General features: G+C 69.9%; 29 protein-coding genes. 4 read left to right on the top strand and 25 right to left on the bottom strand.

Annotation, left to right across the window (positions count from 1 at the left end):
- Positions 1-36: 36 nt before the first annotated feature.
- From BJ993_RS16200 to rpsJ, 25 genes are all read right to left on the bottom strand, one after another.
- A complete protein-coding gene (locus BJ993_RS16200; protein ID WP_179649932.1) occupies positions 37-1,182 on the bottom strand; it encodes an isochorismate synthase in 1,146 nt (381 codons plus the stop codon).
- A 20-nt stretch (positions 1,183-1,202) separates the two neighbouring features.
- Positions 1,203-2,042: a type I methionyl aminopeptidase gene (gene map / locus BJ993_RS16195; RefSeq protein WP_179649930.1), complete on the bottom strand. Its 840-nt coding sequence runs from the start codon at positions 2,040-2,042 to the stop codon at positions 1,203-1,205.
- Positions 2,043-2,054: 12 nt separating this feature from the next.
- Positions 2,055-2,630 (bottom strand): adenylate kinase, encoded by a 576-nt coding sequence (locus BJ993_RS16190; protein ID WP_207009398.1) that lies wholly within the window; start codon positions 2,628-2,630, stop codon positions 2,055-2,057.
- Entirely contained in the window at positions 2,627-3,931 is a 1,305-nt protein-coding gene (gene secY, locus BJ993_RS16185; RefSeq protein ID WP_036547913.1) for a preprotein translocase subunit SecY, read from the bottom strand. Before secY ends, BJ993_RS16190 begins: the two co-directional genes overlap by 4 nt.
- Before the next feature lie 160 nt (positions 3,932-4,091).
- On the bottom strand, positions 4,092-4,532 hold the full coding sequence (gene rplO / locus BJ993_RS16180) for a 50S ribosomal protein L15 (RefSeq protein WP_036547910.1): 441 nt from the start codon (positions 4,530-4,532) through the stop codon (positions 4,092-4,094).
- Positions 4,533-4,534: 2 nt separating this feature from the next.
- The gene (rpmD, locus tag BJ993_RS16175; protein ID WP_036547907.1) at positions 4,535-4,723 is read right to left on the bottom strand and encodes a 50S ribosomal protein L30; all 189 of its coding nucleotides are present in this window, start codon (positions 4,721-4,723) and stop codon (positions 4,535-4,537) included.
- Positions 4,723-5,367 carry a 30S ribosomal protein S5 gene (gene rpsE, locus BJ993_RS16170; protein WP_036547904.1) on the bottom strand — a complete coding sequence of 215 codons (645 nt, stop codon included), beginning with the start codon at positions 5,365-5,367 and terminating at the stop codon, positions 4,723-4,725. Before rpsE ends, rpmD begins: the two co-directional genes overlap by 1 nt.
- Positions 5,368-5,392: 25 nt before the next feature.
- Positions 5,393-5,776 carry a 50S ribosomal protein L18 gene (rplR, locus tag BJ993_RS16165; RefSeq protein ID WP_036547901.1) on the bottom strand — a complete coding sequence of 128 codons (384 nt, stop codon included), beginning with the start codon at positions 5,774-5,776 and terminating at the stop codon, positions 5,393-5,395.
- A 2-nt stretch (positions 5,777-5,778) separates the two neighbouring features.
- Positions 5,779-6,318, bottom strand: a complete 540-nt coding sequence (rplF, locus tag BJ993_RS16160) for a 50S ribosomal protein L6 (RefSeq protein ID WP_036547898.1) — start codon at positions 6,316-6,318, stop codon at positions 5,779-5,781.
- Positions 6,319-6,340: 22 nt separating this feature from the next.
- Entirely contained in the window at positions 6,341-6,745 is a 405-nt protein-coding gene (gene rpsH, locus BJ993_RS16155; protein WP_036547896.1) for a 30S ribosomal protein S8, read from the bottom strand.
- Between the two features lie 66 nt (positions 6,746-6,811).
- Positions 6,812-6,997 carry a type Z 30S ribosomal protein S14 gene (locus BJ993_RS16150; RefSeq protein ID WP_011757321.1) on the bottom strand — a complete coding sequence of 62 codons (186 nt, stop codon included), beginning with the start codon at positions 6,995-6,997 and terminating at the stop codon, positions 6,812-6,814.
- 19 nt (positions 6,998-7,016) lie between these two features.
- Positions 7,017-7,586, bottom strand: coding sequence for a 50S ribosomal protein L5 (rplE, locus tag BJ993_RS16145; RefSeq protein ID WP_036547893.1), 570 nt, complete (start codon positions 7,584-7,586; stop codon positions 7,017-7,019).
- Positions 7,586-7,981, bottom strand: a complete 396-nt coding sequence (gene rplX, locus BJ993_RS16140; RefSeq protein WP_036547889.1) for a 50S ribosomal protein L24 — start codon at positions 7,979-7,981, stop codon at positions 7,586-7,588. Before rplX ends, rplE begins: the two co-directional genes overlap by 1 nt.
- Positions 7,981-8,349: a 50S ribosomal protein L14 gene (gene rplN, locus BJ993_RS16135; protein WP_011757324.1), complete on the bottom strand. Its 369-nt coding sequence runs from the start codon at positions 8,347-8,349 to the stop codon at positions 7,981-7,983. The genes rplX and rplN overlap by 1 nt, the downstream gene beginning before the upstream one ends.
- A gap of 67 nt (positions 8,350-8,416) precedes the next feature.
- Positions 8,417-8,689 carry a 30S ribosomal protein S17 gene (gene rpsQ / locus BJ993_RS16130; RefSeq protein WP_036547886.1) on the bottom strand — a complete coding sequence of 91 codons (273 nt, stop codon included), beginning with the start codon at positions 8,687-8,689 and terminating at the stop codon, positions 8,417-8,419.
- Positions 8,689-8,925, bottom strand: a complete 237-nt coding sequence (rpmC, locus tag BJ993_RS16125) for a 50S ribosomal protein L29 (RefSeq protein WP_036547884.1) — start codon at positions 8,923-8,925, stop codon at positions 8,689-8,691. The genes rpsQ and rpmC overlap by 1 nt, the downstream gene beginning before the upstream one ends.
- The gene (rplP, locus tag BJ993_RS16120; RefSeq protein WP_028656350.1) at positions 8,925-9,344 is read right to left on the bottom strand and encodes a 50S ribosomal protein L16; all 420 of its coding nucleotides are present in this window, start codon (positions 9,342-9,344) and stop codon (positions 8,925-8,927) included. Before rplP ends, rpmC begins: the two co-directional genes overlap by 1 nt.
- 2 nt (positions 9,345-9,346) lie before the next feature.
- Positions 9,347-10,174: a 30S ribosomal protein S3 gene (rpsC, locus tag BJ993_RS16115; protein WP_036547881.1), complete on the bottom strand. Its 828-nt coding sequence runs from the start codon at positions 10,172-10,174 to the stop codon at positions 9,347-9,349.
- The gene (rplV, locus tag BJ993_RS16110; protein ID WP_179649929.1) at positions 10,174-10,593 is read right to left on the bottom strand and encodes a 50S ribosomal protein L22; all 420 of its coding nucleotides are present in this window, start codon (positions 10,591-10,593) and stop codon (positions 10,174-10,176) included. Before rplV ends, rpsC begins: the two co-directional genes overlap by 1 nt.
- Positions 10,590-10,871: a 30S ribosomal protein S19 gene (rpsS, locus tag BJ993_RS16105; RefSeq protein WP_036547879.1), complete on the bottom strand. Its 282-nt coding sequence runs from the start codon at positions 10,869-10,871 to the stop codon at positions 10,590-10,592. Before rpsS ends, rplV begins: the two co-directional genes overlap by 4 nt.
- 12 nt (positions 10,872-10,883) lie before the next feature.
- Positions 10,884-11,720 (bottom strand): 50S ribosomal protein L2, encoded by an 837-nt coding sequence (gene rplB / locus BJ993_RS16100; RefSeq protein WP_036547877.1) that lies wholly within the window; start codon positions 11,718-11,720, stop codon positions 10,884-10,886.
- Positions 11,720-12,022: a 50S ribosomal protein L23 gene (gene rplW, locus BJ993_RS16095; RefSeq protein ID WP_036547875.1), complete on the bottom strand. Its 303-nt coding sequence runs from the start codon at positions 12,020-12,022 to the stop codon at positions 11,720-11,722. Before rplW ends, rplB begins: the two co-directional genes overlap by 1 nt.
- Positions 12,022-12,642 (bottom strand): 50S ribosomal protein L4, encoded by a 621-nt coding sequence (gene rplD / locus BJ993_RS16090; protein WP_036547872.1) that lies wholly within the window; start codon positions 12,640-12,642, stop codon positions 12,022-12,024. The genes rplW and rplD overlap by 1 nt, the downstream gene beginning before the upstream one ends.
- Positions 12,643-12,649: 7 nt before the next feature.
- Positions 12,650-13,300, bottom strand: a complete 651-nt coding sequence (gene rplC, locus BJ993_RS16085; protein ID WP_051932448.1) for a 50S ribosomal protein L3 — start codon at positions 13,298-13,300, stop codon at positions 12,650-12,652.
- Positions 13,301-13,311: 11 nt separating this feature from the next.
- Positions 13,312-13,620 carry a 30S ribosomal protein S10 gene (gene rpsJ / locus BJ993_RS16080; RefSeq protein WP_007078637.1) on the bottom strand — a complete coding sequence of 103 codons (309 nt, stop codon included), beginning with the start codon at positions 13,618-13,620 and terminating at the stop codon, positions 13,312-13,314.
- Positions 13,621-14,022: 402 nt separating this feature from the next.
- Between rpsJ and BJ993_RS16075 the strand changes: the two genes are divergently transcribed.
- Genes BJ993_RS16075 through BJ993_RS16060 form a run of 4 tightly spaced genes read left to right on the top strand, consistent with a single transcriptional unit; the run spans position 14,023 to position 17,943 of the window.
- Positions 14,023-15,159 (top strand): hypothetical protein, encoded by a 1,137-nt coding sequence (locus tag BJ993_RS16075; RefSeq protein ID WP_179649927.1) that lies wholly within the window; start codon positions 14,023-14,025, stop codon positions 15,157-15,159.
- Positions 15,156-15,794: a DUF4129 domain-containing protein gene (locus BJ993_RS16070; protein WP_179649925.1), complete on the top strand. Its 639-nt coding sequence runs from the start codon at positions 15,156-15,158 to the stop codon at positions 15,792-15,794. The genes BJ993_RS16075 and BJ993_RS16070 overlap by 4 nt, the downstream gene beginning before the upstream one ends.
- A complete protein-coding gene (locus BJ993_RS16065; RefSeq protein ID WP_179649923.1) occupies positions 15,791-16,939 on the top strand; it encodes a DUF4350 domain-containing protein in 1,149 nt (382 codons plus the stop codon). Before BJ993_RS16070 ends, BJ993_RS16065 begins: the two co-directional genes overlap by 4 nt.
- Positions 16,936-17,943, top strand: a complete 1,008-nt coding sequence (locus BJ993_RS16060) for an AAA family ATPase (RefSeq protein WP_036547866.1) — start codon at positions 16,936-16,938, stop codon at positions 17,941-17,943. Before BJ993_RS16065 ends, BJ993_RS16060 begins: the two co-directional genes overlap by 4 nt.
- Positions 17,944-17,952 lie beyond the last annotated feature (9 nt).

Raw genomic sequence — 17,952 nt, 5'->3', positions numbered from 1 at the left:
GCCAAACGGGACTTCGCTGGTCTCGGCGGGCGGAGGTCAGGGAAGGCCGGTGACGCGCGCCATCGTGGCGAGCTTGGCACCCGTCTCACGGACCTCCGACGCCGGGTCGGAGCCGGCCACGATGCCCGCGCCCGCGAACAGGCGCAGTCGGGGGCCGTCCATGACGGCGGCCCGGATGGTGATCGCGAACTCGCCGTCGCCGTTGCCGTCGACCCATCCGACGCAACCGGCGAACCAGTCCCGCAGGTCACCCTCCAGGTCGGCGATGACCGCGTTCGCGGCCGCCGTGGGCACCCCGCCCACCGCCGGCGTGGGGTGCAGCAGCTGGGCGAGCCGCAGCGCGCTGGGACCGTCGGCGGCGTCGGCCAGCCGCGCGTGGATCGGCGTCGCCAGGTGCCAGACCGTGTCGGTCGACATCAGCTCGGGGGTGGCGGGGTACTCGATCTCGACGCACACCTCCTTGAGCGCGTGCACGATCGCCTCGACCACGAAGGCGTGCTCGGCGAGGTCCTTGCCGGACTGCTGGAGGCCGGCCGCGCGCCGGGCGTCCTCGTCCGGGTCGCTGGAGCGCGGGACCGAGCCCGCCAGTGGCGTGCAGGAGATCTCGAGGCCCTCCCGGCGCACCAGCAGCTCGGGGCTCGCCCCGACCAGGATCGGGCCGTCGACGGGAGCCTGGCCGTCGTCGCTGCCGGGGACGAGCGGCACGGCGAACACGTAGCGCCCCGGGCGCGTGGTCAGCAGCCGGTCGATGATCTCGGCCGGCACGAGCGGCGGGTCGCTGACCACGTCGAGGCAGCGGCCGAGGACGACCTTGTGCAGCGACCCGTCGGCGATCTTCGCCAGGGCGGCCTCGACCATGCGGGCGTACTCGTCCGCGGTCGGGAACTCGGTGACCTGGTAGGCGCGCTCGACCGAGCCGTCGTGCGCGGGCCGCTGGAGGGCGTGCTCGGCGCCGACGACGCGATGGGCGAGGCCGGGGGCCCCGGCGGCGAACGAGAGGGCGCACAGGGCGCGCTCCCCCGGCCCGAGCCCGGCCACGACCTCGTCGGCCCAGGCGGGGTCGGCGCCGTCGGGGGTCTGGCTGGTGCCGAGGATGGTGGCCGCGACGTACGCCTGCTCGCCGGAGGCGAAGAGCAGCGGTCGCGCTGCCAGCGCAGCCGGGGTGATCGGATGCTGCGCCATGGCCTCGATGGTAGCCCGGCTCAGTCCTCGGCCCCGCAGGGGACGCCGAGGGCCACGAGGCGCTCACGGCCGCCGTCCTCCGCGGTCAGCACCCACACGCCGGTGTCGGTCAGGGCGAAGGTGTGCTCGTAGTGGGCCGCCCACGAACGGTCGGCCGTGATGACGGTCCAGTCGTCGTCCGCGACGACCGAGTCGTGCGTGCCGAGGGTGATCATCGGCTCGACGGCGAGGGCCATGCCGCGCCGGAGCCGCGGCCCACGACCCCGCCGGCCCTCGTTCGGGACGTCGGGGTCCATGTGCATCTCGGTGCCGATGCCGTGGCCGGTGTAGCCGTCGACGATGCCGTAGTCGCCCGCCGCGCGGACGAAGGACTCGACGGCGTGGGAGATGTCGCCGACCCGCCCGCCGACCTGGGCGGCCGCGAGCCCCTGCCAGAGGGCGTCCTCGGTGACCTGCATCAGGCGCTCGACCTCGGCCGGCACCGGACCCACGGCGACGGTGATCGCCGCGTCGCCGTGCCAGCCCGTCCCGGAGGCGTCCGGGACGATCGCACCACAGTCGATCGAGATGATGTCGCCGTCCTCGAGCACCCGCGGACCGGGGATGCCGTGCACGACCTCGTCGTTGACCGAGGCGCAGATGCTCGCCGGGAACGGCGGATGGCCGTAGCCGAGGAAGGACGGTACGCCGCCCTGCTCGCGGATGCTCGCCTCGGCGAGCGCGTCCAGCTCGGCGGTGGTCACGCCGGGGCGCACGGCCTCACGCAGTCGCGCGAGGGTGCGGCCGACGACGAGCCCCGCAGCCCGCATGGAGCGGACCTGCTCGGGGCTCTTGACCTCGATCCGGTGGTCGAACAGCACGCGCGCCGCGCGTCAGCTCTGCGGCACGTCGTCCAGCGCGGCGAAGATCCGCTTCTGGACGTCGTCGATCTCGCCCATGCCGTCGACGGAGACGACCAGACCGCGCTCGGCGTAGACCGAGATCAGCGGCTCGGTCTCCGCGGCGTACACCTCGAGGCGACGGCGGATGACGTCCTCGGTGTCGTCGGCACGACCCTCGATCTCGGCGCGCTTGAGCAGGCGGCCGACGACGGCCTCCTGGTCCACGGTGAGCACGAGCACCGCGTCGAGCTTGTGACCGGTCTCCTCGATCATGCCGTCGAGCTCGGTGACCTGGGCGAGCGTGCGCGGGTAGCCGTCGAGCAGGAAGCCGCTCTCGGCGTCCGGCTCGGCGATGCGGCTGCGCACCATGTTGTTGGTGACCTCGTCAGGGACGTACTCACCGGCGTCCATGTACTTCTTCGCCTCGACGCCCAGCGGCGTGCCGCCGCTGACGTTGGCGCGGAAGATGTCGCCGGTCGAGATCGCCGGGATCGAGAAGTGGTCGGCGACCGCGGTGGCCTGGGTGCCCTTGCCGGCACCCGGGGGGCCCATGATCAGAAGCCTCAACGCAGGAATCCTTCGTAGTTGCGCTGCTGCAGCTGGCTCTCGATCTGCTTCACCGTGTCGAGTGCGACACCAACCATGATCAGGATGGACGTACCGCCGAACGGGAAGTTCTGGTTGGCATCGATCAGCACGAACGCGATCAGCGGAACGAGCGAGATCAGACCCAGGTAGAGCGAGCCCGGCAGCGTGATGCGGGACAGGACGTAGGACAGGTAGTCCTGGGTCGGCTTGCCCGCCCGGATCCCGGGGATGAAGCCGCCGTACTTCTTCATGTTGTCGGCCACCTCTTGCGGGTTGAAGGTGATCGAAACGTAGAAGTAGGTGAAGAAGATGATCAGCAGGAAGTACGCCGCCATGTGGATCGGGTGGCTCTGGTCGACGAGGTACTCGTTGACCCACCGGATGACCTTGTTCGGGTTCTGCTGGTTGAACTGGACCGCCATGGCCGGCAGGTAGAGCAGCGACGAGGCGAAGATGACCGGGATGATGCCGGCCTGGTTGACCTTGAGCGGGATGTAGGTCGAGCTGCCGCCGAACATCTTGCGGCCGACCATCCGGCGGGCGTACTGCACCGGGATGCGGCGCTGGGCCTGCTCGATGAAGATGACCGCGGCGATGAGGGCCATGCCGATGGCGATGACGACGCCGAAGGTCCACCAGCCCTGGGTGATCTTGACCTGCCACAGGGAGATCGGGAAGGTCGCGACCACCTGGGTGAAGATCAGGATGGACATGCCGTTGCCGACGCCGCGCTCGGTGATGAGCTCGCCGAGCCACATGATCACGGCGGTGCCGGCGGTCATGGTGACGACCATGACCAGGAAGGTCTTGGTGTTGTCGCTGTGCAGCAGCGGCTCCTCACAGCCCTGCAGCAGGTTGCCGGTGCGGGCGAGCGCGACGATGCCGGTCGCCTGCAGCACGGCGAGGCCGAGCGTGAGGTAGCGGGTGTACTGCGTGATCTTCGTCTGACCGGCCTGGCCCTCCTTCTTGAGGGCCTCGAGGCGCGGGATCACGACGACGAGCAGCTGCAGGATGATGCTCGCGGTGATGTACGGCATGATGCCGAGCGCGAAGATCGTCAGCTGGAGCAGGGCACCACCGGAGAAGAGGTTGACCAGGCTGTAGAGCCCGGCGTTCTCGCCCTCCTTGGCGATGTCGATGCACTTCTCCACGTTGGAGACGTGCACGCCAGGAGCGGGGATCTGCGAACCGGCCCGGAAGATCACGATGATCATCAGGACGAACAGCAGCTTGCGCCGCAGGTCCGGGGTCCGGAAGGCGTTCACGAACGCGCTGAGCACTCGGTTCCTCTTCTCTCATCGCTGGCCTTGTGGCCAGCGGGAAGCCTAACAGGGCGGTCACAGCCCCCTGACGGGGTACGGCGACCGGGTTCCGGAGACGGCACGAGGGGCGCGGCGAACCCCAGCAGCAGCTGGGTCCGACGCGCCCCTCGCAGCGCCATCACAGGACCGTGACGGTCCCGCCGGCGCCCTCGATCTTCTCCTTGGCCGAGGCCGAGAACGCGTTCGCGCTCACCGAGACCTTGACCGTGAGGTCACCCTGGCCGAGCACCTTGACCGGCTCGCCCTTGCGGACGGCGCCCTTGGCGACCAGCGTCTCCGGGGTGACGTCGCCACCCTCGGGGAACAGCGAGCTGATCCGGTCGAGGTTGACGACCTGGAAGGTCACCTTGAAGGGGTTCTTGAAGCCCTTGAGCTTCGGCAGCCGCATGTGCAGCGGCATCTGGCCACCCTCGAACGCGACCGGGACCTGGTAGCGGGCCTTGGTGCCCTTCGTACCACGACCGGCGGTCTTGCCCTTGGAGCCCTCACCACGACCCACGCGGGTCTTGGCGGTCTTCGCGCCCTCAGCGGGACGCAGGTGGTGCAGCTTGAGAGTCATGGTCACTCGCCTCCGACGACCTCGACCGTCACCATGTGACGGACGGTGTGGACCATGCCCCGGATCTCGGGACGGTCCTCCTTGATGACGACGTCGCCGATCCGCTTGAGGCCGAGCGTGCGCAGGGTCTCGCGCTGGTTGGCCTTGGCGCCGATCTTCGACTTGGTCTGCTGGACCTTGAGCTGGGCCATCAGACGTTCACCGCCTCGGGCGCAGCCGACTTGGCGGCGGCCGCAGCGGCCTCGCCCTCGGCCTTGGCCTTCAGCAGCGCCGCAGGAGCGACGTGCTCGACCGGCAGACCACGACGCGCGGCCACCGACTCCGGCTGCTCCAGGAGCTGGAGCGCCGCGACGGTCGCGTGCACGATGTTGATCTGGTTCGACGAGCCCAGCGACTTGCTGAGGACGTCGTGGATGCCGGCGCACTCCAGGACGGCGCGCACCGGACCACCGGCGATGACACCGGTACCGGGGGCGGCAGGGCGCAGGAACACCACGCCGGCAGCCTTCTCACCCTGGACCGGGTGCGGGATCGTGCCCTGGACGCGGGGAACGCGGAAGAAGTTCTTCTTCGCCTCCTCGACACCCTTGGCGATCGCCGCGGGAACTTCCTTGGCCTTGCCGTAGCCGACGCCGACCAGGCCGTCGCCGTCACCGACGACCACGAGGGCGGTGAAGCTGAAGCGACGACCGCCCTTCACGACCTTGGCGACACGGTTGATGGCAACGACGCGCTCGACGTACTGGCTCTTCTCGGCGCCGCCACGGCCGCCGTCGCGGCCGCCACGGCCACCACGGTCGCCGCCCGAACGCTGTCCGCGCTGGGGTCCGCTCATGATTTCTCCTCAGTCCTGTTCGCGGTCAGAAGGTCAGGCCGCCCTCGCGGGCGCCATCTGCCAGGGCCGCGATGCGACCGTGATACTTGTTGCCGGCGCGGTCGAAGACGACCGACTCCACGCCCTGCTCCTTGGCACGGGCGGCGACGAGCTCGCCGACCTTCTTGGCCTTGGCGGTCTTGTCGCCGTCGAAGGCGCGCAGGTCGCCCTCGAGGGTCGAGGCCGACACCAGGGTCTTGCCGACCAGGTCGTCGACGACCTGGGCGGTGATGTGCTTGGTCGACCGGGTGACCACCAGGCGCGGACGCTCGGCGGTGCCGGAGATCTTCTTGCGACCGCGGATCTGGCGGCGCAGCTTGGAGCTGGCGCGAGCCGAGAGGTTCCGCTTGTGCTTGAGGGTGATCGCCATGGTCACTTACCAGCCTTTCCGACCTTGCGGCGGACGTGCTCGCCGGCGTACCGGACGCCCTTGCCCTTGTACGGCTCGGGCTTGCGGAGCTTGCGAATGTTGGCGGCGACCTCGCCGACCAGCTGCTTGTCGATGCCGACGACGCCCAGCTTCGTCGGGCCGTCCACCGTGAAGGTGATGCCCTCGGGAGCGTCGAAGATGATCGGGTGCGAGTAACCGAGCTGGAACTCCAGCTGGGTCGGGCCCTTCGACAGGACGCGGTAACCCACGCCCACGATCTCGAGCTTCTTCTCGTAGCCCTCGGTGACACCGACGACCATGTTGTTGATCAGGGTGCGGCTCAGGCCGTGGTAGGCCTTCGAGAGCCGCTCGTCGTCGGGACGCTTGACGTCCAGGACGCCCTCGCCCTTCTCGACCGTGATCGGAGCGACCACGGTGTGGCTCAGGGTGCCCTTGGGGCCCTTCACCGTGACGACGGGGCCGTCCACCTGGACGTCGACGCCCGCGGGGACCGGGACGGGGAGCTTGCCGATGCGCGACATGTTCTTCTCTCTCCTTCCCTTGTCACCAGACGTAGGCGAGGACTTCCCCACCCACGCCCTTCTGGTTGGCCTGGCGGTCGGTCAGCAGACCCTGGCTCGTCGAGATGATCGCGACGCCGAGGCCGCCGAGCACCTTGGGCAGGCCCGTGTGCTTGGCGTAGACCCGGAGGCCGGGCTTGCTGATCCGGCGAACGCCGGCGATGGAACGCTCGCGGTTGCGGCCGTACTTGAGGGTGACGGTCAGCAGCTTGCCGACGCCGTTCTCGTTGTCCGCGACCTCGTAGGAGGTGACGTAGCCCTCCTGCTTGAGGATCTCGGCAACGCCCTCCTTGAGCTTGCTGTACGGCATGGTCACCGCGTCGTGGTACGCCTGGTTGGCGTTGCGCAGACGCGTGAGCATGTCTGCGATCGGGTCAGTCATCGTCATGATGTGTGTTCTTTCTCGAAGTGGTTTCGCACCGGACCAGCCGGAGCGACCTGCTACGTGGTGGGGTTACCAGCTCGACTTGGTGACGCCGGGCAGCTCGCCACGGTGCGCCATCTCGCGCAGGCAGATACGGCACAGGCCGAACTTGCGGTACACGGCCTTGGGGCGGCCACACCGCTGGCAGCGGGTGTAGCCGCGAACCGCGAACTTCGGCTTGCGAGCGGCCTTGACCTTGAGGGCAGTCTTCGCCATGTCTTCTCTCCTCGTTGACTCAGCGCTCAGCGAACGGGAAGCCGAGCTGCTTCAGCAGCGCGCGCCCCTGCTCGTCGTTGGTCGCCGTGGTGACGATGGTGATGTCCATGCCCCGCTGGCGGTCGACCTTGTCCTGGTCGATCTCGTGGAACATGACCTGCTCGGTCAGACCGAACGTGTAGTTGCCGCGGCCGTCGAACTGCTTCGGCGACAGACCACGGAAGTCGCGGATACGCGGCAGGGCCAGGGCCAGCAGGCGGTCCAGGAACTCCCACATCCGGTCGCCGCGCAGCGTCACGTGCGTGCCGATCGGCATGCCCTCGCGCAGCTTGAACTGCGCGATGGACTTGCGGGCCTTGGTGACGGCCGGCTTCTGGCCGGTGATCGCGGTGAGGTCGCGGATCGCGCCCTCGATCAGCTTCGAGTCACGCGCGGCCTCGCCGACGCCCATGTTGACCACGATCTTGGTCAGGCCGGGCACCTGCATGATGTTGGCGATCTCGAACTCGGCCTTGAGCGCCGGGAGGATCTCCTCGCGGTACTTGGTCTTCAGCCGGGGCGTGACCTTCTCGATGGTGCTCTCGGTCATCAGATTTCCTTCCCGGTCTTGCGGGAGATGCGGACGCTGCGCGTCGAGGAGTACTCCGAGCCGTCGGGACGACGCTTGGTGACCTCGACCCGCTTGTGGCCGACGCGGGTGACGCCGTCACCCTCGACCAGCATCACGTTGGACACGTGGATCGGCGCCTCGGTGGTGATGATGCCGCCGGTGTTGCCGGAGCGGCCACCCTGGTCGACGACCTTGGTGTGCTTCTTGATCCGGTTGACACCCTCGACGATCACCCGGCGCTCCTCACGGAGAACCTTGATGATCTTGCCCTCGGCACCCTTGTCCTTGCCGGCGATGACCTTGACGGTGTCGCCCTTCTTGACGTGGAGGTTGGGACGCTTGCGGTCCTGCTCCGACTTCTTGCGGGCAGCCATCACAGCACCTCCGGGGCGAGCGAGATGATCTTCATGAACTTCTTCTCGCGCAGCTCGCGGCCCACGGGGCCGAAGATGCGCGTGCCACGCGGCTCGCCGTCGTTCTTGAGGATCACCGCGGCGTTCTCGTCGAAGCGGATGTACGAACCGTCGGGACGGCGGCGCTCCTTGACGGTGCGCACGACGACCGCCTTGACGACGTCGCCCTTCTTCACGTTGCCGCCGGGGATGGCGTCCTTGACGGTGGCGACGATGACGTCACCGATACCGGCGTAGCGACGACCGGAGCCGCCGAGCACGCGGATGCAAAGGATCTCCTTCGCACCGGTGTTGTCGGCGACCTTGAGTCGCGACTCCTGCTGAATCATCGATTTCTCCTGGTTGTCGTGCCGGTTCTCGACCCCTCAACAGGGGATCGAGCCTGGCCGAACGGAATTACTTGGCGCGCTCGAGGATCTCCACCACGCGCCAGCGCTTGGTGGCCGACAGCGGGCGGGTCTCCATGATGAGGACGCGGTCGCCGACGCCGCAGTCGTTCTGCTCGTCGTGGGCCTTGAGCCGCGTGTTGCGACGCATGACCTTGCCGTACAGAGCGTGCTTGACGCGGTCCTCGACGGACACGACCACGGTCTTGTCCATCTTGTCGCTGACCACCAGACCCTCACGGGTCTTGCGGGCGTTGCGCTGGGTCTCGGTCGACTCGGTCATCAGTTCTCCTCCTCCGTTCCCGGAGCGGTCCGGATGCCGAGCTCGCGCTCACGCACCACGGTGTAGATCCGGGCGATGTCCTTCTTGACCGTGCGGAGCCGGCCGTGGCTCTCCAGCTGGCCGGTGGCCGCCTGGAACCGCAGGTTGAACAGCTCCTCCTTGGCCTCGCGCAGCTTGGCCTCGAGGTCGACGTCGTTGAGCTCGTCCAGCTCGTGGGCGCGGATGACGTTCGCCATCAGAACTCACCAGCCTCTCGCGTGATGAATCGGGCCTTCATGGGCAGCTTGTGGATCGCACGGCGCATGGCCTCACGGGCCACGTCCTCCGGCACACCCGAGAGCTCGAACATGACGCGGCCCGGCTTGACGTTGGCGACCCACCACTCGGGCGAGCCCTTACCGGAACCCATGCGGGTCTCAGCCGGCTTCTTGGTGAGCGGACGGTCCGGGTAGATGTTGATCCAGACCTTTCCGCCACGCTTGATGTGACGGGTCATGGCGATACGGGCCGACTCGATCTGGCGGTTGGTGACGTAGGCACCCTCGATCGCCTGGATACCGAAGTCACCGAACGCCAGCGACGTACCGCCCTTGGCCGCACCCCGACGCTTCGGGTGGTGCTGCTTGCGGTGCTTGACGCGACGCGGCATCAACATGGTCAGGACTCCGTTCCGGTGGTCGGCTCCACCGCGGTGGCCTCGGGGTTCGACTCCACGGCGGGAGCGTCCGAGCTGCGGTCCGAGCGGTTCGGGCGGTCGCCGCGCGACCCACGGGTCGGACGGTCGCCACCACGGCTGGGGCGGCCACCGCGACCGGGGACACCGGCGCGGGCGGCAGCCTGGGCCTGGCGCTCGGCACGGGTGCCGGCGACCTCGCCCTTGTAGATCCACACCTTCACGCCGATGCGGCCGAAGGTGGTGCGGGCCTCGTAGAAGCCGTAGTCGATGTCGGCACGCAGCGTGTGCAGCGGGACGCGGCCCTCGCGGTAGAACTCGGTGCGCGACATCTCGGCGCCGTTGAGGCGGCCCGAGCACTGGATCCGGATGCCCTTGGCACCGGAACGCATCGAGGTCTGCATGGCCTTGCGCATCGCGCGGCGGAACTGCACGCGGCCCGACAGCTGCTCGGCGACACCCTGGGCAACCAGCTGCGCGTCGATCTCGGGGTTCTTGACCTCGAGGATGTTCAGCTGGACCTGCTTGCCGGTGAGCTTCTCGAGCTCGCCACGGATCCGGTCGGCCTCGGCGCCACGGCGACCGATGACGATGCCCGGACGCGCGGTGTGGATGTCGACGCGGACCCGGTCACGGGTGCGCTCGATCTCGACCTTGGCGATGCCGGCCCGCTCCATGCCCTTGCTGAGCAGCTTGCGGATCGCGACGTCCTCGCCGACGTAGGACTTGTACAGCTTGTCGGCGTACCAACGCGACTTGTGGTCGGTCGAGATGCCGAGGCGGAAGCCGTTCGGGTTGATCTTCTGACCCATTACTTCTTGCCCTTCTTCGCGACGACATCGGCCGGCTGGACCGCGATGGTGATGTGGCTGGTGCGCTTGTTGATCCGGGTGGCCCGGCCCTGCGCACGCGGACGCCAACGCTTCATCGTCGGGCCCTCGTCGACTCGCGCGACCGACACGACCAGGTCACCGGTGGCGAGGCCCTCGGTGGTGGAGGCGTTGGCGACGGCGCTCTGCAGCACCTTGTGCACGGTCTCGGCGGCGGCCTGCGGCTGGAACTGCAGCAGGGTCAGCGCCTCGTCCGCGGGCAGGCCGCGGACCAGGTCGATGACGCGGCGCGCCTTCATCGGGGTGATCCGCACGAAGCGGGCGGTGGCGAACGCGCCGGGCTCGTCGCCCAGGAGCGACTCGCGACGCGCGCTGGTGCGGTGACGCTCAGTGGTGCTCATCGACGGCGTCCCTTCCGGTCTTCCTTCACGTGGCCGCGGTAGGTGCGCGTCGGAGCGAACTCACCGAGCTTGTGGCCGACCATGGAGTCGGAGATGAAGACCGGGACGTGCTTGCGACCGTCGTGGACGGCGATCGTGTGGCCGATCATCGAGGGGATGATCATGGACCGGCGCGACCAGGTCTTGATGACGTTGTGGGTGCCCTTGTCGTTCTCGGCGTCCACCTTCTTGAGAAGGTGGCCGTCGACGAAGGGGCCCTTCTTCAGGCTGCGAGGCATCTCTCAGTTCCTTCAGCGCTTGTTCTTGCCGGACTTGCGGCGTCGGATGATCTGGGAGTCGCTGGCCTTGCGCTTGCGCGTACGGCCCTCGGGCTTGCCCCACGGCGAGACGGGGTGGCGACCACCGGACGTCTTGCCCTCACCACCACCGTGCGGGTGGTCGACCGGGTTCATGACGACACCGCGGACGGTCGGGCGCTTGCCCTTCCAGCGCATGCGGCCGGCCTTGCCCCAGTTGATGTTCGACTGCTCGGCGTTGCCCACCTCGCCGACGGTGGCGCGGCAGCGCACGTCGACGTAGCGCATCTCGCCCGAGGGCAGACGCAGCGTGGCACGCGAACCCTCGCGGGCGACCAGCTGCGCGCTGTTGCCGGCCGAGCGGGCCAGCTTGGCGCCGCCACCGGGGCGGAGCTCCACGCAGTGGATGGTCGTACCGACGGGGATGTTGCGCAGCGGCAGGTTGTTGCCCGGCTTGATGTCAGCGCCGACGCCCGACTCGACCCGCATGCCCTGGACGAGGTCCTTCGGCGCCACGATGTAGCGCTTCTCGCCGTCGGCGTAGTGCAGCAGCGCGATGCGCGCGGTGCGGTTGGGGTCGTACTCGATGTGGGCGACCTTGGCCGGCACGCCGTCCTTGTCGTAGCGACGGAAGTCGATGATGCGGTAGGCGCGCTTGTGACCGCCACCGTGGTGCCGGGTGGTGATCCGGCCCTGGTTGTTGCGGCCGCCCTTCTTGGGCAGCGGGCGCGTCAGCGACTTCTCCGGCGTGGTCCGGGTGATCTCGGCGAAGTCGGCCACCGACGAGCCACGACGGCCCGGGGTGGTCGGCTTGAACTTGCGGATAGCCATCAGGCCTGACCTCCGAAGATGTCGATGCGGTGACCCTCGGCCAGGCTGACGATCGCGCGCTTGGTGTCCTTGCGCTTGCCGAGACCGTTGCGGGTACGGCGGACCTTGCCCGGGCGGTTGAGGGTGTTGACCGAGGTGACCTTGACGCCGAACACCTTCTCGACCGCGATCTTGATCTCGGTCTTGTTGGCGTCGGGGCGCACCAGGAACGTGTACTTGTTGTTGTCGAGGAGCCCGTAGCTCTTCTCCGACACGACCGGCGCGATCAGGATGTCGCGGTGGTCCTTGTGCAGGGTGCTCATCAGTTGCTCTCCTCCTGGGCGCCAGCGTTGCCACCGGCGACGAACAGGTCGAACGCGGCCTTGCTGAACACCACGTCGTCGCTCGCGAGGACGTCGTAGGTGTTGAGCTGGTCGACGGCCACGATGTGCACCTCGGTGGCGTTGCGCAGCGACAGCCAGGTGAGGCTGTCGGTCCGCTCGAGCACCACGAGGAACTTGCGGCGGTCGGTCAGCTCGAAGAGCGACGCGAGGGCGGCCTTGGTGGACGGCTTGTCGCCGGCGACGAGGCCCTCGACGACGTGGATGCGCTCGTTGCGGGCCCGGTCGGTGAGGGCACCGCGCAGGGCGGCGGCCTTCATCTTCTTGGGCGTGCGCTGCGAGTAGTCACGCGGCTGCGGGCCGTGGACGACGCCACCGCCGGCGAACTGCGGGGCGCGGGTCGAGCCCTGGCGGGCGCGACCGGTGCCCTTCTGCTTGTAGGGCTTCTTGCCGCCACCGCGGACCTCGCCGCGACGCTTGGTCGCGTGCGTGCCCTGGCGAGCGGCCGCCTGCTGGGCGACGACGACCTGGTGGATCAGCGGGACGCTGACCTCCACGTCGAAGATCGCGGCAGGGAACTCAACGGAAACAGTCTTGGCCATGGTGGAATCAGCCCTTCTTCGCGGCCGTGCGCAGGACGACGAGGCCGCCCTTGGGGCCGGGGACGGCGCCCTTGAGGAGGACGAGGCCCTTCTCGACGTCGACGGCGTGGACGGTGACGTTCTGGGTGGTGACGGTGTCCGTGCCCATGCGGCCGGCCATGCGCAGGCCCTTGAACACGCGGCCCGGCGTGGCGCAGGCGCCGATCGAGCCCGGCTTGCGGTGGTTGCGGTGGGCACCGTGCGAGGCGCTCACACCGGCGAAGCCGTGGCGCTTCATGACACCGGCGAAGCCCTTGCCCTTGCTGGTGCCGGTCACGTCGATGGCCTGGCCGGCCTCGAACGTGTCGACGGGCAGCTCCTGGCCGACGGTGTACTCGGCGGCGTCGGCGGTGCGGATCTCCACCACGTGGCGGCGCGGGGTCGTACCGGCCTTGGCGAAGTGACCCGCCTGCGGCTTGTTGACCTTGCGGCCCTCGATCTCGCCGAAGCCGATCTGGATGGCGTTGTAGCCGTCCGGCTCGGGCTGGCGGACCTGGGTGACGACGTTGGTGCCAGCGGCGACCACGGTCACCGGGACGACGCGGTTGTTCTCGTCCCACAGCTGGGTCATGCCGAGCTTGGTGCCCAGCAGGCCCTTCACGTTGCGCTCAATAGTCATGTCGGCAAACCTCAGAGCTTGATCTCGATGTCGACACCGGCCGGGAGGTCGAGGCGCATGAGGCTGTCGACGGTCTTCGGCGTGGGGTCGATGATGTCGATGAGCCGCTTGTGGGTGCGCATCTCGAAGTGCTCGCGCGAGTCCTTGTACTTGTGCGGCGAGCGGATGACGCAGAAGACGTTCTTCTCCGTCGGCAGCGGCACCGGGCCAGCGACCTTGGCACCCGTGCGGGTGACCGTGTCAACGATCTTGCGCGCCGAGGTGTCGATCACCTCGTGGTCATAGGCCTTGAGCCTGATGCGGATCTTCTGTCCCGCCATAGGTCTCTCTCGTCCTTACTCGTCGTACGACCGTGCCGTGTCGGCTCGTTCCTGTGGGCCAGCTCCGACCCCCGAGGTCGGGCGTGTCGCGCCTGCTTGCAGGCACACACGTCTCCCACCAGGGGAAGTGGAGCTGTTGTTCTCGGCTGCTTCGGGTCTCGACACGGTGCGACCAGACGTCGACCACCGGGCACGCTCACCGCGGTGCAGGAGCATCCGGTGATCCGGACCGCCGGCTCCGCGTGGGAGACACGATTCAGTAGTCAAGGTGTGGTGCACCCCGACGAACCCCGTCGGAGCAACCGGAACATCTTGGCAGAGTTCGGCGTGCCCAACAAATCGACAAGGCGAATTCGTGACGCCTGCAAGGATGGGCGCACCCCCGATCGACCGAGGAGAGCCATGACCGACGGCCCGCAGGCGTTCCCGCCGCCGGGTGCGCCGCCGCCGGAGCAGCCCGCGCCCCTCCCCCAGGCCTTCCCCCAGGCCTTCCCCGCGCCCGGGGCCCCGCCGGCCCCCGAGGTCCCCGCCGGCTGGGCGCCGTACCCCACGACGGGCAACGGTCCGCGGCCCGGGCTGGCCCTGGGCGCCGCCCACAAGCCGGGCGCCTTCCCGCTGCGCCCGCTGGGCCTGGGCGACATGTACGACGGCGCGTTCCGGATCATCCGGTTCAACCCGAAGGCGACGGTCGGGGCCGCCGTGCTGGTCACCGCCGTGGCGATGATCGTCCCGATCGTGGTGACGACCGTGCTCACCTTCACGGTCGGCCTGGCGGTGGACGCCTCGGGCGAGTACGAGACCGACCTGAGCGCCGGGGAGGCCGTCGGGCTGCTGGCGGCGTACGGCTCGCTCCTCCTGTCCTACTTCCTGTCCTTCGTCGGCATCGCGCTCGTCACCGGGATGGTGGTCCACGTGACCCGGGCGGCCGCGGTCGGGCGGCGGCTCGGCCTCGCCGAGGCCTGGGCGGCGACGCGCGGGAAGCGCTGGCGGCTGATCGCGCTGGTCCTGCTGTCGATCGTCGCCTACTTCGTTGCCACCGTCGTCTACGTGCTGCTGTGGATCGTGCTGATCGTCGCCGGCGCGGGGCCCTGGGTCCTCGTCGCGTGGGGCCTGGTCACCGTCCCGGCCTACATCGCGCTCTGCGTGTGGCTGTGGATCAAGGGCTACTACCTGGCCGTGCCGATCCTGATGCTCGAGGACACCGGTGTGTTCGGCGCGATCGCGCGGGCGTGGTCGCTCACCACCCGGCACTTCTGGCGAACCTTCGGCATCGCCCTGCTGACGGCGATCATCGGCGCGGTCGGCGGCAGCATCCTGTCGACCCCGTTCGGCTTCGCCGGCCAGATCGGCCTCCTGGTGGCCCCGGAGTACGGCGCCCTCCTCCTGGTGCTCACCCAGGCGATCGGCATGGTCGTCCAGAACGCGTTCAGCGCGCCCTTCCTCGCCAGCGTGACGTCGATGCAGTACCTCGACCTCCGGATCCGCAAGGAGGCGCTCGACGTCGAGCTGCTGCGGGAAGCGGGGATCATCTCCGCATGACGCCGCTCGCCGCCCTCCTCGCCGGGAGCCTCGAGCCGCCGCTGGACCCCAGCGGCGACGAGGCGCGCCGGATGCTGCGGCGCGAGCTGGCCGACCCCAAGTACTACGACGCCAACATCCTGCAGCGCCTGATGGACTGGCTCGGGCGGCTGGTCGACGACACGATCTCCGGCGTCTCCGCGTCGGGCCCGTTGTCGACCCTGCTGGCGATCATCGTGGCTCTCGCCCTGGTCGCGGCGATCATCCTGATCGTGTCGCGCGCCCGCCGGACGGCGCAGGCCGACCGACGCCCGGCGGCGGCGCTCACCGACGAGGTGATCACGGCCGCCGAGCTGCGCTCCCGGGCCGAGGCGGCGCTGGCGGCCGGGGACGCGTCCGCGGCCCTGGTCGACGCCTTCCGCGCGCTGGCGGTGCGGCAGGTCGAGCGGGAGCGGATCGAGGACGTGCCCCAGGCGACGGCCCACGAGCTCGCCCGGGCGCTCGCGGTGGAGTTCCCGGCGCAGGCAGGCGCGGTCCACCACGGCGCCGACCTCTTCGACCAGACCCTGTACGGCGAGCGACGGGCCACCCGCGAGCAGGCCCTCGAGCTGCTGGCCCTCGACGACGCCCTCGCCGGCCGGGCGGCGCGCCGATGAGCCGGAGGGGACCGGGCCGCAGCTGGCTGCTGGTCGGCCTGGCGCTCGTCGCCGCCGTCGTCGTGGCCGTGTGGTCGACGCGGGGCAACGAGGAGTTCCCGATCCCGCTCGACCCCCGCAACCCGGGCCCGGACGGCGCTCAGGCGGTGGCCGAGGTCCTCGCGGACCAGGGCGTCGACGTCATCATCGCCCGCTCGGCCGACGAGCTCGAGGAGGAACGGGTCGACGCCGCCACGACCGTGCTGGTGACCGACACCGCGTCGCTCTCGCCCCGCACCCTGGACCGGCTCCGGGAGCACGCGCGGGCGGGCCGGGTCGTGCTGGTGGATCCGTCGTACACGCTCGCCCAGGAGATCGACGACGACCTGCACGCCACGACGGCCTTCCCCGACGAGGTGGACGCCGACTGCACCGGCGGCGACGGCCCGGCCGGCACCGACCTGTCCGGGCTGCGGATCGAGGCCGACCAGGTGACCGTCTTCAGCGACGACGGCGCGACGCTCGACGGCGCCCGGTGCTTCGCCACCGGCGGCGGCGCGGTCGTGGCGGAGTCGAAGGCGCAGGACCTCGTGCTCTTCGGCGCCGGCGAGGCGCTCACCAACGACCAGGTCCTCCGCGCCGACAACGCCGCCGTCGCGCTGCGCCTGGCGGGCGCGAGCGAGCGGCTGGTCTGGTACGTCCCCGACCCGACCGACGCGGGCGCCGACGAGACGGTCAGCCTCCGCTCCCTCATCCCCCGCTGGATCGTGCCCGGGATGTGGCTCGGCCTGCTGGCGCTGCTCGGCCTCCTGCTGTGGCGGGTCCGTCGCCTCGGCCCCCTGTCGACCGAGCCGCTGCCGGTGGTCGTCCGGGCCGTGGAGACGGCGCGGAGCCGCGGGCGGATGTACCGACGCAGTGGCGACCGGGCCCACGCCGCCGGGGCCCTGCGGCGCGCCGCGCGCGCCGACGTCGCCGCGCGGCTCGGCCTCGACCGCCGCGCCAGCGCCGCCGAGGTGGTCGACGCGACCGCGCGGCACACCGGAGCGCCGCCCAGCCAGGTCGCGACCCTGCTCGACGACACGACCTACACGCCCGCGACCGACCAGGACCTGGTCGCGCTCGCCCAGGAGCTCGCCCGACTCAGGAGAGAGGTACGACGAGGATGACCGATCTGACCAAGGACGCCCCGCCGCCGCCCCCGCCGGCCGGCGGCAGTGGTGACGACGCGCTCCGGGAGCGGCTGCTCGCCGTACGCCAGGAGGTCGCGAAGGCCGTGGTCGGCCAGGACGCCGCCGTGTCCGGCCTGCTCGTGGCGCTGCTGTGCGGCGGCCACGTGCTGATGGAGGGCGTGCCCGGCACCGCGAAGACCCTGCTCGTGCGCACCCTCGCGCAGAGCCTGTCGGTGCAGACCCGCCGGGTGCAGTTCACCCCCGACCTGATGCCCGGCGACATCACCGGCTCGCTCGTCATCGACTCGACCGCGGGTGAGCTGTCCTTCCGCGAGGGACCGATCTTCACCAACCTGCTGCTCGCCGACGAGATCAACCGCACGCCCCCGAAGACCCAGTCGGCGCTGCTCGAGGCGATGGAGGAGGGCCAGGTCTCGGCCGATGGCGTCACCCGCCCGCTCCCGCGCCCGTTCCTGGTCGCGGCCACGCAGAACCCGGTCGAGTTCGAGGGCACCTACCCGCTGCCGGAGGCGCAGCTGGACCGGTTCCTGCTCAAGGTCGTGCTGCCGATCCCGCCGCGCGACGACGAGGTCACCATCCTCAGCCGGCACGCCGCGGGCTTCGACCCGCGCGACGTCGCCGGTGCCGGGGTCCGGGCCGTCGCGAGCGGCGAGGACATCGCGGCGGCGCAGGCGGCGGTGCGGACGGTGCAGGTCTCCCCCGAGGTGGCGGCGTACATCGTCGACATCGCGCGGGCGACCCGGCAGTCGCCGAGCCTGTCGCTGGGCGTCAGCCCGCGTGGCGCGACGGCACTGCTGCGCGCGGCGCGGGCGTGGGCGTGGCTGTCGGGTCGCGACTTCGTGACCCCCGACGACGTGAAGGCGCTCGCCCAGGCGGCGCTCGTGCACCGGCTCGGGCTCCGTCCCGAGGCGGAGCTCGAGGGCGTCGACGTCGCGCAGGTGCTGGCCTCGGCCATCGCCTCGGTGCCCGTCCCGCGCTGAGGCCGGCGA

Source organism: Nocardioides aromaticivorans, assembly GCF_013408525.1.
Taxonomy (GTDB): Bacteria; Actinomycetota; Actinomycetes; order Propionibacteriales; family Nocardioidaceae; genus Nocardioides; species Nocardioides aromaticivorans.
The sequence above is the reverse complement of the archived record's forward strand: the minus strand, read 5'-3'. Positions and strand labels throughout refer to the sequence as shown.

Excerpts from the sequence above, each read along its gene's own strand:
- BJ993_RS16200 (WP_179649932.1), bottom strand. The coding sequence starts at position 1,182 with ATGGCGCAGCATCCGATCACCCCGGCTGCGCTGGCAGCGCGACCGCTG.
- rplO (WP_036547910.1), bottom strand. The coding sequence starts at position 4,532 with ATGACTCTCAAGCTGCACCACCTGCGTCCCGCTGAGGGCGCGAAGACC.
- rpmD (WP_036547907.1), bottom strand. The coding sequence starts at position 4,723 with ATGGCCCAGCTCAAGGTCCAGCAGACCAAGTCGAAGATCGGCGCCAAG.
- rpsE (WP_036547904.1), bottom strand. The coding sequence starts at position 5,367 with ATGAGCGGACCCCAGCGCGGACAGCGTTCGGGCGGCGACCGTGGTGGC.
- rplR (WP_036547901.1), bottom strand. The coding sequence starts at position 5,776 with ATGGCGATCACCCTCAAGCACAAGCGGAACCTCTCGGCTCGCGCCAGC.
- rplF (WP_036547898.1), bottom strand. The coding sequence starts at position 6,318 with ATGTCGCGCATCGGCAAGCTCCCCGTCCCGGTCCCCGCGGGCGTCGAC.
- rpsH (WP_036547896.1), bottom strand. The coding sequence starts at position 6,745 with ATGACGATGACTGACCCGATCGCAGACATGCTCACGCGTCTGCGCAAC.
- BJ993_RS16150 (WP_011757321.1), bottom strand. The coding sequence starts at position 6,997 with ATGGCGAAGACTGCCCTCAAGGTCAAGGCCGCTCGCAAGCCGAAGTTC.
- rplE (WP_036547893.1), bottom strand. The coding sequence starts at position 7,586 with ATGACCGAGAGCACCATCGAGAAGGTCACGCCCCGGCTGAAGACCAAG.
- rplX (WP_036547889.1), bottom strand. The coding sequence starts at position 7,981 with ATGGCTGCCCGCAAGAAGTCGGAGCAGGACCGCAAGCGTCCCAACCTC.
- rplN (WP_011757324.1), bottom strand. The coding sequence starts at position 8,349 with ATGATTCAGCAGGAGTCGCGACTCAAGGTCGCCGACAACACCGGTGCG.
- rpsQ (WP_036547886.1), bottom strand. The coding sequence starts at position 8,689 with ATGACCGAGTCGACCGAGACCCAGCGCAACGCCCGCAAGACCCGTGAG.
- rpmC (WP_036547884.1), bottom strand. The coding sequence starts at position 8,925 with ATGGCGAACGTCATCCGCGCCCACGAGCTGGACGAGCTCAACGACGTC.
- rplP (WP_028656350.1), bottom strand. The coding sequence starts at position 9,344 with ATGTTGATGCCGCGTCGCGTCAAGCACCGCAAGCAGCACCACCCGAAG.
- rpsC (WP_036547881.1), bottom strand. The coding sequence starts at position 10,174 with ATGGGTCAGAAGATCAACCCGAACGGCTTCCGCCTCGGCATCTCGACC.
- rplV (WP_179649929.1), bottom strand. The coding sequence starts at position 10,593 with ATGAGCACCACTGAGCGTCACCGCACCAGCGCGCGTCGCGAGTCGCTC.
- rpsS (WP_036547879.1), bottom strand. The coding sequence starts at position 10,871 with ATGCCTCGCAGCCTGAAGAAGGGCCCCTTCGTCGACGGCCACCTTCTC.
- rplB (WP_036547877.1), bottom strand. The coding sequence starts at position 11,720 with ATGGCTATCCGCAAGTTCAAGCCGACCACCCCGGGCCGTCGTGGCTCG.
- rplW (WP_036547875.1), bottom strand. The coding sequence starts at position 12,022 with ATGAGCACCCTGCACAAGGACCACCGCGACATCCTGATCGCGCCGGTC.
- rplD (WP_036547872.1), bottom strand. The coding sequence starts at position 12,642 with ATGGCCAAGACTGTTTCCGTTGAGTTCCCTGCCGCGATCTTCGACGTG.
- rplC (WP_051932448.1), bottom strand. The coding sequence starts at position 13,300 with ATGACTATTGAGCGCAACGTGAAGGGCCTGCTGGGCACCAAGCTCGGC.
- rpsJ (WP_007078637.1), bottom strand. The coding sequence starts at position 13,620 with ATGGCGGGACAGAAGATCCGCATCAGGCTCAAGGCCTATGACCACGAG.
- BJ993_RS16075 (WP_179649927.1), top strand. The coding sequence starts at position 14,023 with ATGACCGACGGCCCGCAGGCGTTCCCGCCGCCGGGTGCGCCGCCGCCG.
- BJ993_RS16070 (WP_179649925.1), top strand. The coding sequence starts at position 15,156 with ATGACGCCGCTCGCCGCCCTCCTCGCCGGGAGCCTCGAGCCGCCGCTG.
- BJ993_RS16065 (WP_179649923.1), top strand. The coding sequence starts at position 15,791 with ATGAGCCGGAGGGGACCGGGCCGCAGCTGGCTGCTGGTCGGCCTGGCG.
- BJ993_RS16060 (WP_036547866.1), top strand. The coding sequence starts at position 16,936 with ATGACCGATCTGACCAAGGACGCCCCGCCGCCGCCCCCGCCGGCCGGC.